This is a genomic window from Leisingera sp. M527 (assembly GCF_025141525.1).
Taxonomy (GTDB): Bacteria; Pseudomonadota; Alphaproteobacteria; order Rhodobacterales; family Rhodobacteraceae; genus Leisingera.
This window is the reverse complement of record NZ_CP081037.1, coordinates 2767792-2781481: the sequence shown is the minus strand read 5'-3', so window position 1 is coordinate 2781481 and position 13690 is coordinate 2767792. Positions and strand designations below refer to the sequence as shown.

The window sequence follows — 13690 nt, the reverse complement described above, 5'->3', positions numbered from 1 at the left end:
ACTGGGAGTTTAACGAAAGCTGGTAAGGGGCAGGTAAAGGCACGGCGCAATGCCGGGCGATCAGCCGCGGTACTGTTCAAACAGGCGGCACATGCTGGAAAACACATGCGCGCGGATTTCCGGGGTTTCCATCAGTACCTCGTGCTGGGCACCCTTGATCAGGTCCAGCTCGCCGCCCGGCCAGCGCGCCATCCGGTCGTGGATGGCCTTGGTGTCGACGATCTGCTCGTCCGAGCCAGCAAAGGTGATGCAGGGCAGGGCAGGCGAGGGCTGCCCGGCCAGCCAGGCGCAGTCCTGCAGGCTGACGCGCAGCCATTGGACGGTGGGGCCGCCAAGCGCCAGATCGGGCTGTGCAGCCAGTTGGGCATGCATCATCCGGTACATGTCCGGATCGGTGGTCAGCGTGTTGCCCTCGAACGGCGTGATCTGCACATATTGTTCCAGCGCCGTGGTCGGCAGCAGCAATTTGTCCAGCCGCAAAAACGGCGCAACGCCGCTTAGGAAACTGGCCAAGGGGCGCAGCAGCGGCGGGATCTGGATGCCCCACATCGGGCCGGTAAAGCAGCAGGCGTTTACCTTCAGCCCCTGCATCAGCGCGCGCAACCCGATGGCGCCGCCCATGGAATGGCAGACCAAAAACCAGGGCTTCGGCAGGTCCAGCTGTTCGGCCAGCCCAGTCAGCGCCTGCACGTCCTTCTGGAAGTCGCTGAAATCTTCGACATGGCCCAGGCGGCGCTCAGCCAGGGTCCGTTCCGCCAGCCCCTGGCCGCGCCAGTCCACGGTGAGGGTAGCAAATCCGCGATCCGCAAATTCCGCCGCGGCCAGCCCGTATTTTTCGATGTATTCGGTACGGCCGGGGAACAGCAGGACCGTGCCCTTTGCCGCTCCTTCCGGTCGCCAGTGGCCTGCGCGGATACGCAGGCCGTCCGAGGTGTGCACCCAATGGGCCGCACCGCCCGCAGGCCCCTGCGCGATATCCGCAAACAGGGGGGCAGGCTGCGGCTCCACCGGGGCGCCGTCCATCAGGACAGGGCCGAGGCCAGCTTCATCGCGGTGCCCATGTCACCATCGATGGTCAGCTTGCCGGACATGAAGGCGGCGGTGGGGTTCAAATCGCCCTCAAGGATCGACTGGAACGTGTCGGCGTCGGCTTTCATGGTGACATCGGTGTCTTCGTCGCTGACGCGGGCGCCTGCGCCGTCAAGCACGATGGAGCCCAGCCCCTCAATCTCGAATTTTGCGGAGGCGTCAAATTCGCCTGCGTCCAGTTTGCTGTTCAGGGTCTCTGCCGCCTGTGTCAGGGTATCGCTCATGTCCGTCCTCAATCTGTTTTGCGCGCTTCATAGCACAAATCTGTGAAGCATTTGCATCCAATACTGGAATTTGCCGCGCGCTGGATTACACTGGGGGCATCATGCTGGCAAATCTCCCAAAGCTCAAAGCTATCGTGGCGGCAACGGCAGTCACAGTCACGTATTCCTTGCCTGGGGCCGGCGCGGCACAGCAGCATTCCGCTGATGCGCTGCTGCAGGACCTAGCCGTGTCGGAACTCTCCGAGGCTGCGGCCATCGACCGTGAGCTGCAGGCGCTTTGGGCCAAAAGCGGCTCGCCTGCGATGGATCTGCTGCTGCGGCGCGGCACCGACGCGCTGGAGCGCGGCGATTTGCAGCAGGCAGCGGAGCATCTGACCGCGCTGACCGATCACGCGCCGGAATTTGCCCGCGGCTGGTACGAACGGGCCCGCGTCTATTTCGCGCTGGGGCTTTACGGGCCTTCGGTGGCGGATCTGGAACGCGCGCTGGCGCTGAACCCGATGGATTACAACGCGATCTACGCGCTGGGCGCGTTGTTCGAGCAGTTCCGCAATCCTGAACGCGCCTATCAAGCCTATCAGCGGGCCAAGGCTATACATCCGCACCACGAGGACGTAAGCAGCGCCCTCGAACGATTGGCGCCCTTGGCCGAGGGCCGGGAACTGTAAGCCCCATCGGGGCGGGGGCTGAAGCAATGGCAAGCGCATCGCGGATCGTGGCCGTTCTGGGCCCGACCAATACCGGCAAAACCCATTACGCCATTGAACGGATGCTGGGCTACCGCACCGGCGTCATGGGCTTTCCGCTGCGGCTTCTGGCGCGCGAGGTCTATGACAAGGTGGTGGCGGCGCGCGGGCCGTCGGTGGTGGCGCTGGTCACCGGCGAGGAACGCATCGTGCCGCCGCGCGCGAAATACTGGATCTGCACGGTGGAGGCGATGCCCGAGGGCATGGGCTGCGACTTCCTGGCGATCGACGAGATCCAGCTCTGTGCCGATCCCGAGCGCGGCCATGTCTTTACCAACCGCCTGCTGTGCGCCCGCGGCACGCTGGAGACACTTTTCCTGGGCGCCGACACCATGCGGGGGCCGATTTTGGCGCTGGTGCCCGGGGTGGAGTTCCACCGCCGCGAGCGGCTGTCGGATCTTGTCTATGCAGGTTCGAAAAAGATAAGCCGGATGCCGCCGCGCACTGCAATTGTCGGGTTTTCGGTTGATAATGTCTATGCGATTGCCGAGCTGATCCGCCGCCAGAAGGGCGGCGCGGCGGTGGTGATGGGGGCGCTTAGCCCCCGCACACGCAATGCCCAGGTGGAGCTGTATCAGAACGGCGAGGTGGATTACCTGGTCGCCACTGATGCCATCGGCATGGGGCTGAACCTGGATATCGACCATGTGGCGTTTTCTTCGACCCGCAAATTCGACGGCCGCCGGATGCGCGAGCTGGCCCCGAATGAGCTGGCGCAGATCGCCGGCCGTGCAGGCCGCGGGATGAGCCACGGCACCTTTGGTGTGACCGGCGATGCGCGGCCCCTGGACGAGGGCACGGCGTCTGCGATCATGAACCACCAGTTCACGCCGCTGAAAAAGCTGAACTGGCGGTCTGCGGATCTGCAGTTCGGCACGGTTGAGGCGCTGATCCACTCGCTCGAATCAAGCCCTTCGGACGAAAACCTGATCAAAGCGCGCGAGGCGGATGACCTGGGCGCGCTGAAAATGCTGTCGCGCGAATCCGCCGTGATCTCGCGCACCACCAACGCGCAATCGGTGAAACTGTTGTGGGATATCTGCCGGATTCCCGATTTCCGCGGCATCTCCCACGCCGAACATGCCTCGCTTCTGGGGGTGATTTTTGAACATCTGCAGGGCGGCGGCGTGGTGCCGGACGACTGGATGGCCCGCCAGATAAAGCGAATTGACCGCACTGACGGCAACATCGACACATTGTCCAAACGGCTGGCATTTATCCGCACGTGGACTTATGTCGCGCAAAGGAATGGCTGGCTGCGTGACGAAAGCCATTGGCGCGGAGAGACGCGCGCTGTAGAAGACAGGTTGTCAGATGCTCTGCACGAGCGTTTGACGCAAAGATTTGTGGACCGGCGCACGTCTGTGCTGCTGCGCCGGCTCAAACAGAAGGAGGCCCTTTTGGCCGAAGTGAATGACAAGGGTGAAGTGACGGTTGAAGGCGAATTCGTCGGCCGTCTCGAGGGGTTCCGGTTCAGCCCGGACAAAAGCGCGCAGGGTGCCGAGGCCAAGGCCTTGAAGGCGGCCTCGCTGCAGGCGCTGGCGCCGCAATTCCATCTGCGTGCGGACCGGTTCTATAACGCGCCCGATACCGAGATCGATTACACTGAACAGGGCGGCCTGATGTGGGGCGAACATGCGGTGGGCAAACTGGTTGCCGGCGCCGATGCGCTGACCCCGCAGATCGAGGTCTTTGTGGACGAGTCCGCCGGGCCGGATGTCGCACAGAAGGTGGAACGCCGCCTGCTGCATTTCATCACCCGCAAGATCAACGCGCTGTTTGAGCCGCTGCTGGCCTTGCAAAAGGACGAAGAGCTGACCGGCCTGGCCCGTGGTTTTGCCTTCCGTATGGTCGAAAACCTTGGCGTGCTGCCGCGTGCAAGCATCGCGCAAGAGGTGAAGGACCTGGACCAGGACGCCCGCGGCGCGCTGCGCAAGCATGGCATCCGGTTCGGCCAGTTCACCATTTTCATGCCGCTCTTGCTGAAGCCCGCACCGACCCGTCTGCGGCTGGTGCTGTGGTCGCTGGCCAACGGTCTGCAGGATTTCCCCGAATCGCCGCCTCCCGGCCTGGTCACGGTGCCCTCCGCCAAGGACGCGCCCGACGGCTATGACACCATGTCCGGTTACCGCGCGGCGGGTGAGCGGATGATCCGCATCGATATGCTGGAGCGTCTGGCCGACATGCTGCGCGGCGAAGACAGCCGCGGCGGCTTTGAAGCCAAGGCTGACATGCTGTCGATCACCGGTATGACGCTGGAGCAGTTCGCCGACCTGATGCAGGGTCTGGGTTACAAGGCCGAAAAGGGCGAGCGCCAGAAGGTGAAGCCGGTTGCGGCGGAAGCGAAACCTGCTGTAGCTGAGGCCAAGCCTGCTGAAGCAGCTGGTGACGCGGCACCTGCAACGGAAGAGCCGGCTGTTGAAGCTGCGGATGCAGCACCTGCTGAAGACGCCGCTGCCGAAGCTCCCGCCGCTGAGGCCGAGGCCGCACCTGCTGAAGACACGGCACCTGCACAAGACACGGCACCTGCACAAGACACGGCACCTGCGGAAGACACGGCAGAAGCGGCTGCTGAAGCGGATGCTGCTGCCGAACCGGAAATGGAAGTCTTCTTCACTTTCACCTGGGGCGGCAACCGGGGCGGACGCCAGGGCGGCCAACGCCAGCAGAACCGCCGTCCGCAGGGCGACGGCAAGCCGGCAGGCAAGGGCAAACCGCGCGGCGCCAAAGGCGGCGACCGCGAAGGCGGCCCGCGCGGCAAACCGGGCCGCAAGGGCGGTCCGCGTCAGGATCAGGGCGCCAAGACCTATTCCGCGCGCCCTGCCAGGAAGGAAAAGCAGATCGACCCCGACAACCCCTTTGCCGCTGCGCTGATGGGGCTGAAACAGGGCGACTGATCCTGCCATGACCGAGGGCGCGCCCAAGATCCGCATCGACAAGTGGCTATGGCATGCGAGGTTTTTCAAAACCCGCAGCCTGGCTGCAAAACAGGTCAGCGCGGGCCATGTGCGTCTCAACGGCACCAAGACCTTGAAACCGGCTCAGAACGTCGCCCCGGGTGACGTTCTGACCTTTGCCCAGGCCAAAGTGATCCGCGTGGTGCGGGTCGAGGCCATCGGCGAACGCCGCGGCCCGGCGCCCGAAGCCCAGGCACTGTACTTCGATATGACGGAAAAACAGGAAAAAATTCCGGCCAATCCCAGGTTCGAAGGAAAAGGCCGGCCGGACAAAAAAGCCCGCAGAGCGCTTGATCTTACTCGCAAGCAGGATACCCTTTGACGGCTTGAAGCCGTCGCCGGTCTGGATTAGCTAGGCGCAAACGGAAAACGGGACTCGGTATTATGACCTATGTCGTGACGGAAAACTGCATCGCCTGCAAATACACCGACTGTGTCGAGGTATGCCCGGTGGATTGCTTCTACGAGGGCGAGAACACTCTGGTGATCCACCCCGACGAATGCATCGATTGCGGCGTCTGCGAACCGGAATGCCCAGCAGATGCAATCCGCCCGGATACCGAGCCGGACATGGACAAATGGGTCGAGTTCAACCGCAAATACTCTGAACTGTGGCCGGTCATCGTCTCCAAGAAAGACCCGATGCCGGGCTACGAGGAACGCGACGGCGAAGAGGGCAAGATGGAGAAGTATTTCTCCGAAGCGCCCGGCGAAGGCGGCTGATTCTCTGCCTGATAGGGGCGATGCCGCAAATTTGCGGGAAACCGCCGCATCGCATGGGGTTTTAACGGACCCTGATCTGCAGGCCGCCTTTCGGGCGGTCCTTTTTTGTGGTATGCTTAAAGGGCAAAAGACATAAACAATCGGAGTCCGCCCCTGGCGCACGCCAGCAGTGGTGCGCAGATTGGGCGGTATTTCTGCGGATAAAATGTCCTGGGGGCTGGTCAAATCAAACTGACCGGGGCCGGGCATTTTGTTCGCTAAAATGCCGGAGCCGCCCGGCTATGAGTAAGGAATAACCTGTATGACCAAATCGAAGAAGCTCGAATTCCGCCCTAATGAGTATGTTGTCTACCCGGCGCATGGCGTGGGCCAGATCATCTCGATCGAGGAGCAGGAAGTGGCCGGCTTTGCGCTGGAGCTTTTCGTGATCACCTTTGAAAAAGACAAGATGACCCTGCGGGTGCCGACCAACAAGGCAACCGAAGTGGGCATGCGCTCGCTCAGCTCGCCGGACGTGATTGCCCAAGCGATGAAAACGCTGAAGGGCAAGGCCAAGGTCAAACGCGCCATGTGGTCGCGCCGCGCCCAGGAATATGAGCAAAAGATCAACTCCGGCGACCTGATCTCGATCGCCGAAGTGGTGCGCGACCTGCACCGCACCGATGATCAGCGCGAACAAAGCTACTCCGAGCGCCAGTTGTACGAAGCAGCCCTTGAGCGCCTGACCCGCGAAGTTGCAGCAGTATCCGGCAACGACGAGATTGCGGCCGCCAAGCAGGTGGATGAGGTTCTGACCTCCCGCGTTGCAGCATAAGCATCTGCAATAGTCAGTCATTGAAAGGCCGTGCCCTTCGTGGGCGCGGCCTTTTTCATGCGACGGTCCGGCTCAGCTGCAGAGTGCGAGAAGCGTGAGCAGGCCGGCAACCTCGGCGAATTGCTGGGCTGCCCCCAGAATGTCCCCGGTCTGGCCGCCGATCCTGGCCTTGGCCAGCGCCCCCAAACCCAGGGCAGACGCACCCATGGCCAAGGCCGCAGGCCACGCCGCAGCGCCAATCAGCGGCAGCGACAGGACAATGGCCAGCAGGGCCGCCAGAAAACAGGGCAGGGCGCGGGGACGGCCCACGGTTTGCGACAGTCCGGCGGCGCGCGCGTTTGGCAGTGCCAGCATCAGCGCCGGCATTACTGCCCGGCTCAGCATGGCCAAGGCCAGCAGCGGCCAGGCACCTGCTGCGGTGATCAGCGCCGCCAGGGCGCTCCAGCGCAGGCCGAACCCGAGGATCAGGGCAATCACGCCATAGGCGCCGATGCGGCTGTCCTTCATGATCTCCAGCCGCCGGTCCCGGGTGAATCCGCCCCACAGCCCGTCGGCAGTATCGGCCAGCCCGTCCTCATGCATGGCGCCTGACAGCATCACCTGAACCGCCAGCGCCAGTCCCGCGGCGACCGCGGCGGGCAGGCTCATGTGCAATGCAAAAGATGCAACCAGCGCCGCCGGCAGGCTGACGGCAAGCCCGGCCAGCGGAAACGCCCAGACCGCTTTGGCTTGCCGCTGAAAAGCCGTCGCAGGCAGATGCGGCAAGGGCAGCCGGGTCAGCAGAACCAGCGCCAGCAGGATGTCATTTGCCTGGATGTCGTTTTTTCGCATTTACGGGCCTATTGCGGGGCTTGCGGCACTGCCGTCAGCCGTTAAACAGATTGCCATCCGCTTTATCCGCGTCCCCCGCCCAGATGCAACGAGGCTTTCACATGCTGCCACAGCTTTCCTCTCTTGATGATTTTCGCGCCGCACTGGCCAGTGCGCCCGCACAGGACCAGGCCGCATTGGACGGCGCGGCTGCGCGCAACACCCAGCTGACCAAGCCGCCCGGTGCCTTGGGCCGGTTGGAGGAGCTGGCCATCTGGTACGGCGGCTGGCGCGGCAGCGATAGGCCGGAAATCACCGCACCGCAGGTGATCGTCTTTGCCGGCAACCATGGTGTGACGGCACAGGGGGTTTCTGCCTTTCCGCCGGAAGTCACCGCCCAGATGGTGATCAACTTCGAACATGGCGGCGCGGCCATCAACCAGCTGGCCAGGCTGGCCGGCGCCCGCATGGATGTGCATGCGCTGGAGCTGGAGCGCCCGACCGCCGATTTCACCCAAGGGCCCGCGATGAGCGGCGATGAGCTGCTGGCTGCGCTGAAAACCGGCTGGGAGGCGGTGGACCCAAGCGCTGACCTGCTGGTGGTCGGTGAAATGGGCATCGGCAATACCACCCCTGCCGCCGCCCTGGCCTGTGCGCTGTTCGGCGGCGAGGCGGCGGATTGGACAGGACGCGGTACCGGTGTGGATGAGGCGGGGCTTGCGAATAAAATCCGCGTGGTGGCCGAAGGCGTTGCACTGCACCAAGGCAGGATCAACGACGGGCTGGATGCGCTAGCCTGCCTGGGCGGACGCGAAATTGCTGCCATGGCGGGCGCCATTGCTGCCGCGCGCGTGCTGCATATCCCGGTGATCCTGGACGGGTTTATCTGCTGCGCTGCGGCGGCCTGCCTGATGCAAACCGCAGACGGCGCGCTGGACCACGCAGTGGCCGGCCATCAAAGCGCCGAGGGGGCGCATCCGGCGCTGCTGGCGAAACTGGGCAAGAAGCCGCTGTTGTCGCTGGGCCTGCGTCTGGGCGAGGCCTCCGGCGCGGCGCTGGCGATCCAAGTGCTGAAAGGCGCCGTTGCCTGCCACAGCGGCATGGCGACCTTTGCCGAGGCGGGGGTGACGGACGGCTGAACAGCCCCGTCCAGATCTTTTCCGCAAGGCCCGGATCCACCCCGGGCCTTTGGTCATTCGGCGGCTTTGGTGGACTTCTTGCGCTTGCGTTCGGCCATCTCGAAAATCGCGCTTTCGATGGCTTTCTCCAGCTCCCGGGCGCGGTCTATATAGGCCGGGTTCTGGCTGGCGGGCACGCCAGGGATCCAGTGCTGGGCAAGGTCGCGCAGGTTGGCACGGTCATGCGCATAAAAGGTCTGCGCCGCCTGCGCCGCCTCATATTCGCTGAGACCGACGTTCTCCAGCACATAGCGGCCTGCACGCACCGAGCTGTCGAACATCTCGCGCACGATGTCATCAGCGCCGGCTTTATACAGCTCATAAACATGGTTGCGGTCCTTGGCGCGGGCGATGATGTGCAGCTCCGGATAGGCCCGGCGCACATAGGTGACCATCTTGACCACGCCTTCCGGGTCATCCAGCGCCACCACAAAAACCTTGGCCTTGGCAATGCCGGCAGCTTTCAGCAGTTCCGGCCGGGTCGGGTCGCCAAGGAAGCTTTTGACCCCGAAACGGCGCATCAGCTGCACCGCCTCCATATCATGGTCCAGCACCACGGTTTTGAAACCGCTGGCCTGCACCAGCCGGTTGACGATCTGGCCGAAACGGCCGATGCCCGCGATGATCACCGGTCCTTCCTCGTCAATCTCGTCGGGTTCATGTTCCTGCCGGGCGTCGCCCATGCGTTTGGACAACAGGTCATAGGCGATGAACAACAGCGGGGTGATCAGCATCGACAAGGCAATCACCAGCAACAGCTTTTCTGAAAGCGCCGCCGGAATCACGTTCAGCTGGGTGGAAAAAGCCAGCAGCACAAAGCCGAACTCGCCGGCCTGGGCCAGGCTGAGGGTGAACAGCCACAAGCGGCGGCGGCGCAGGCCAAAGGCACGGCCGACGGCAAACAGCACCGCCCCCTTGGCAAAGATCACCAGCAGCGCTAGGCCGATCAGATCACCAGGGTCCGCCAGAAACTGGCGGTAGTTGATGCCCGCGCCGACGGTGATGAAGAACAGCCCTAAAAGCAGCCCCTTGAAGGGGTTAAGGTCACTTTCCATCTCGTGCCGGAATTCGGAGTTGGCCAGCACCACCCCGGCCAGAAAAGCGCCAAGCGCCGGGGACAGGCCGACCAGTGTCATCAGGAAGGAGATACTGACCACAATCATCAGCGCCAGGGCTGTGTACATTTCACGCAGGTTGGAGGCGTGGATGAACCGGAACAGCGGCCGCGTCAGGTAAATGCCCGCCAGGATGATAAAGGCGATGGCGGCCAGGGTGACCAGCGCCACCGCCCAGCCGGGCAAACCATCCACCAGCGACAGCGACCCGTGGCCGCCGCCATGGCCGTCTGCGCCATCCCGGATGATGGAGCCATCGGAGGCAAACTGGGGGATCGCATAGCTGCCCAGCAGCGGCAGGAAAGCGAGGATCGGGATCACCGCGATATCCTGGGTCAGCAGCACCGAAAACGCAGAACGGCCGCCGCCGGTGCGCATCAGCCCCTTTTCCGAGAGCGTCTGCAGAACAATCGCCGTGGAAGACAGCGACAGCGCCAGCCCGACCGCCAGGCTGACATGCCAGGGTTCGCCTGCGGCCATGGCTGCGCCCATCAGGACTGCGGTTGAAGCCGTGACCTGCATGCCGCCCAAGCCGATCAGCTTATCCCGCATTGCCCAGAGAGCGCGCGGTTCCAGCTCCAACCCGATCAGAAACAGCATCATCACTACGCCGAACTCGGCGAAGTGGCGCAAATCCTCGGTTTCGGTGCCGGTCAGGCCAAAGATCGGGCCGATGGCAATGCCCGCGGCCAGGTACCCCAGAACCGAGCCAAGCCCAAGGCGCGCAGCCAGAGGCACCGCAATGACTGCGGCGCCCAGATAAATGGTTGCTTGGTAAAAAAACTCTTCCATATTTCAGGTATCGCGCGCCTGCCGGTGCCTTGGCAATGGCTTTGCCGGCCGCGGCGGTCTGTTACGGCAATCCGGTGCCTGCCAGCAGCAGTCATTGACGGTTTTTTGGGCGGGCTTGCTATTCTCCGGGACCGCTATTGTTCGAGCAGGCGAATCTCTTCACTCAGCTTGCCGATCCGGTCAAGCCGCCGCGAAATCCGTTCCTGGAAACCGCCCAGCTGATCAATGATATCAGCCAGTGTTTCGCCGGAATCGGTCAGCCTTGCACTTTCGATCTTAAGCAGCACCCGGGTGGAGCTGAGACCAAGAAAATGCCGGTGCATGATCTGGCAGGCGCTGGTGATGCGCGCGGCTTCTTCATCCACTTCTTTCATGCCGTCCTGCGAACGCTTGACCTGGTCTTTTACCAGGTCGCCCAGGATCCCGCGTTCGGTTTCCATATCGGCTTCACCCAGGTCGCGGCGTTCCTTTTGCAGCTGATTGTCGCATTCGACCAGAATACGCGCCATGCCCTCGACAAACAGGCTGCTGTTCACCGAAGCCTTGATTTTGGCGAAATTGCTGTTCTCGCCCATCACATGGGCGCCGAACCAATCCGACATCTCGCGTGACATGGACCCGTAGTTCTGCGACAGCACCGTGACCGGGCCGCCCGAAGGTTCAATCCGCGACGCCAGCACCCGCAGGTTATGCGGGATCGTGTGCATTGCGTCGAAATCTGTGATCAGCCCTTCGGTTTCTTCCACCAGGGTTTCAGCGTTGCGCAGCATGCCCGTCAGCTCTTGGATCCGGGCGTGGGGCGGCTGGTTCAGGCCCTTATCGCGCGAGATCAGTTCCTGGCTCAGCGCGTGAGCGGCAAACTGGTGGTAGTTCTCGTAGCCCTGGCCGTTCAGCCAATCGAGCAGATATTGCGCGCTGTCCTCCGGGGTGACGTCCTCTTCGGTCTCCCGCTTGAGCATTGTCGCATAGAGATTGCGCACCTCGGCAAACAAGGCGCTGCTTGGCTTGATGCGGGCGGAAAGATAGCCGTCCTGGCAGGGCACCACCACGGCAAATACCCAATAATACAGCCCGTCCTTGGACTTGTTCTTGACGTAGGCACCCATGAATTCGCCGCGCTGGATGGTGTCCCAGAACAGTGAGAACACTCCCTTGGGCATGTCCGGATGGCGGATCACCTTGTGCGGGGCGCCGATCAGCTCGTCCCAAGTGTAGGCGCCAACCCGGCGGAACACATAGTTGCCGGCTTGGATTATGCCGCGGTCGTTGGTCCTGGAAAAGAACACCTCATTGAGGCCAAACGGCGCTTCGCCGCTGGTCGGACGCGTTTCAATTCGGCGGTCAACAATAGACACAGCACGTTCCACTTTCGGTTACAGAATTCGTTAGTGCATCTTTACCGCCAATTCCTTCCCGGATGGTTAAGTCGGCAGTGGCGCATCGCGTTTTAATTGTGCCATTACGATCTGGCTCTGGACCCTGGAAACAGCGGGATGGGGCAGCAGGATGCCGTGGATGAGCGTGTTCAGCGCCTCCAGATCGGCGCAATAGACGCGCAGCAGGTAATCAGCCTCTCCGGTCATCGTCCAGGCCGAGGTGATTTCCGGCTGGCTGGCCACCAGCCGGGCGAACCCCTTGGATTGTTCGGGGCCGTGACTGCCCAGATGAACCTGCACAAACCCCTGCACCGACAGCCCCAGCCTGGCGGGGTCAAGCCGGGCCGAATACCCTTGGATATACCCTTCTGCCTCCAGCCGCTGCCGCCGCCGCCCGGCCTGGCTGGGGGAAAGGTTGAGCATCTCGCCCAATTCCTGCGCGGTGAGATGGGCATTTTTCTGAAGCGCTGCAAGCAGCTTGGTATCTGTTGGGTCCAGCATGCGTGTTTTTTCCATTTTTGGCCATCATGGCGCGAATGATACGCGTACTTCAAGTTTCCGGTGCGAAACAACGCGGAAAATCTGCGCCGGATATGCGGTATTCTTGATGCAAGAATTCACCTGGCTTCCCGCTTGATCCGAAGGAGACACGCAATGGGTCCGTTCCCGCATAACGCCCCGAAATCCGAAATCACCCCGGAAAACCCGGCTGGCACCGATGGTTTTGAATTTGTTGAATTTGCCAGCCCCGACCCGGACGAGCTGCGGGCGCTGTTCACCCGTATGGGCTATGAGCTGACCGGCCACCGCAAGGATCAGCCGCTGGTGGAGCTGTGGCAGCAGGGCGACGTCACCTATATCCTGAACGCCGACCCCGAAAGCTTTGCCGCGAAATTCGTAGAGGAGCACGGCCCCTGCGCCCCGGCGATGGGCTGGCGGGTTGCGGATGCGCAAATGGCGTTCGAACACGCGGTGTCCAAAGGCGCCGAGGCCTATGACGGACCGGGAAAAGTGATGGACGTGCCCGCGATCAAGGGGATCGGCGGCTCGCTGATCTACTTCATCGACCAGTATCACGACACCTCGCCCTACAATGCGGAATTCACCTGGCTGAAACAGTCCAAGCCGCGCGGCGACGGGTTCTTCTATCTCGATCACCTGACTCACAACGTCTACAAGGGCAATATGGACAAGTGGTTCAAGTTCTACGAGGAGCTGTTCAACTTCAAGGAGATCCGTTTCTTTGACATCCAGGGCAAGTTCACTGGCCTGCTCAGCCGCGCGCTGACCTCGCCCTGCGGCCGCATCCGGATCCCGATCAACGAGGACCGGGGCGAAACAGGTCAGATCGTTTCATATCTGAAAAAATACAACGGCGAAGGCATCCAGCATATCGCGGTGGGCTCGGACGACATTTATGCCAGCACCGATGCAATCGCGGAAAAAGGCTTGAAGTTCATGCCTGGCCCGAACGACGCCTATTATGAGATGTCCAAAGAGCGGGTGCAGGGCCATGACGAACCGCTGGAGCGGATGAAGAAACACGGCATCCTGATCGACGGCGAAGGCGTGGTTGACGGCGGCGAAACCCGGATCCTGCTGCAGATCTTCTCAAAAACCGTGATCGGGCCGATCTTCTTTGAATTCATCCAGCGCAAGGGCGATGACGGCTTTGGCGAGGGCAACTTCAAAGCGCTGTTTGAATCGATCGAGCGCGAGCAGATCGAAAACGGCGAGATCCAAGCCGCGGAATAAACAACCTGAGAAACGGAAAAGGCCGGTCCTGCCTTGCGGGTCCGGCCTTTTTGCGTGCGCGGGCAAGACGGCCTGCAACAGGCCCATTCGCCGGAACTGCTGTTTTTTGAG

13 protein-coding genes are annotated in these 13690 nt (G+C 62.4%); 7 read left to right on the top strand and 6 right to left on the bottom strand.

What is annotated here, in order from left to right:
- Nucleotides 1-60: 60 nt before the first annotated feature.
- Both K3555_RS13880 and K3555_RS13875 read right to left on the bottom strand, forming a co-directional pair.
- Nucleotides 61-1023, bottom strand: coding sequence for an alpha/beta fold hydrolase (locus tag K3555_RS13880; RefSeq protein WP_260005742.1), 963 nt, complete (start codon nucleotides 1021-1023; stop codon nucleotides 61-63).
- Nucleotides 1023-1313: an SCP2 sterol-binding domain-containing protein gene (locus K3555_RS13875; RefSeq protein WP_260005740.1), complete on the bottom strand. Its 291-nt coding sequence runs from the start codon at nucleotides 1311-1313 to the stop codon at nucleotides 1023-1025. Before K3555_RS13875 ends, K3555_RS13880 begins: the two co-directional genes overlap by 1 nt.
- A gap of 101 nt (nucleotides 1314-1414) precedes the next feature.
- On the opposite strand from K3555_RS13875, the gene K3555_RS13870 reads away from it, so the two are divergent.
- The 5 genes from K3555_RS13870 (at nucleotide 1415) to K3555_RS13850 (ending at nucleotide 6553) form a co-directional block, all read left to right on the top strand.
- Nucleotides 1415-1981, top strand: coding sequence for a tetratricopeptide repeat protein (locus K3555_RS13870; protein WP_259986145.1), 567 nt, complete (start codon nucleotides 1415-1417; stop codon nucleotides 1979-1981).
- A gap of 26 nt (nucleotides 1982-2007) precedes the next feature.
- Entirely contained in the window at nucleotides 2008-4956 is a 2949-nt protein-coding gene (locus K3555_RS13865) for a helicase-related protein (protein WP_260005738.1), read from the top strand.
- A gap of 7 nt (nucleotides 4957-4963) precedes the next feature.
- Nucleotides 4964-5338, top strand: coding sequence for an RNA-binding S4 domain-containing protein (locus K3555_RS13860; RefSeq protein ID WP_260005736.1), 375 nt, complete (start codon nucleotides 4964-4966; stop codon nucleotides 5336-5338).
- Between the two features lie 62 nt (nucleotides 5339-5400).
- The gene (fdxA, locus tag K3555_RS13855) at nucleotides 5401-5739 is read left to right on the top strand and encodes a ferredoxin FdxA (protein ID WP_024090808.1); all 339 of its coding nucleotides are present in this window, start codon (nucleotides 5401-5403) and stop codon (nucleotides 5737-5739) included.
- 301 nt (nucleotides 5740-6040) lie between these two features.
- Complete coding sequence (locus K3555_RS13850) at nucleotides 6041-6553, top strand: CarD family transcriptional regulator (protein ID WP_024090807.1); 513 nt, start codon at nucleotides 6041-6043, stop codon at nucleotides 6551-6553.
- A gap of 72 nt (nucleotides 6554-6625) precedes the next feature.
- Here the strand turns inward: K3555_RS13850 and cobS are convergent, their stop codons facing one another.
- Complete coding sequence (gene cobS / locus K3555_RS13845) at nucleotides 6626-7384, bottom strand: adenosylcobinamide-GDP ribazoletransferase (protein ID WP_260005734.1); 759 nt, start codon at nucleotides 7382-7384, stop codon at nucleotides 6626-6628.
- Nucleotides 7385-7485: 101 nt separating this feature from the next.
- Between cobS and cobT the strand changes: the two genes are divergently transcribed.
- A complete protein-coding gene (gene cobT / locus K3555_RS13840) occupies nucleotides 7486-8502 on the top strand; it encodes a nicotinate-nucleotide--dimethylbenzimidazole phosphoribosyltransferase (protein WP_260005733.1) in 1017 nt (338 codons plus the stop codon).
- Between the two features lie 53 nt (nucleotides 8503-8555).
- Here the strand turns inward: cobT and K3555_RS13835 are convergent, their stop codons facing one another.
- From K3555_RS13835 to K3555_RS13825, 3 genes are all read right to left on the bottom strand, one after another.
- Nucleotides 8556-10448, bottom strand: coding sequence for a cation:proton antiporter (locus tag K3555_RS13835; protein ID WP_259986132.1), 1893 nt, complete (start codon nucleotides 10446-10448; stop codon nucleotides 8556-8558).
- Nucleotides 10449-10582: 134 nt separating this feature from the next.
- Nucleotides 10583-11803 carry a PAS domain-containing protein gene (locus K3555_RS13830; protein ID WP_259986124.1) on the bottom strand — a complete coding sequence of 407 codons (1221 nt, stop codon included), beginning with the start codon at nucleotides 11801-11803 and terminating at the stop codon, nucleotides 10583-10585.
- Nucleotides 11804-11869: 66 nt separating this feature from the next.
- On the bottom strand, nucleotides 11870-12325 hold the full coding sequence (locus tag K3555_RS13825) for an Lrp/AsnC family transcriptional regulator (protein WP_027259655.1): 456 nt from the start codon (nucleotides 12323-12325) through the stop codon (nucleotides 11870-11872).
- A gap of 153 nt (nucleotides 12326-12478) precedes the next feature.
- Between K3555_RS13825 and hppD the strand changes: the two genes are divergently transcribed.
- Nucleotides 12479-13579, top strand: a complete 1101-nt coding sequence (hppD, locus tag K3555_RS13820; RefSeq protein ID WP_260005731.1) for a 4-hydroxyphenylpyruvate dioxygenase — start codon at nucleotides 12479-12481, stop codon at nucleotides 13577-13579.
- Nucleotides 13580-13690 lie beyond the last annotated feature (111 nt).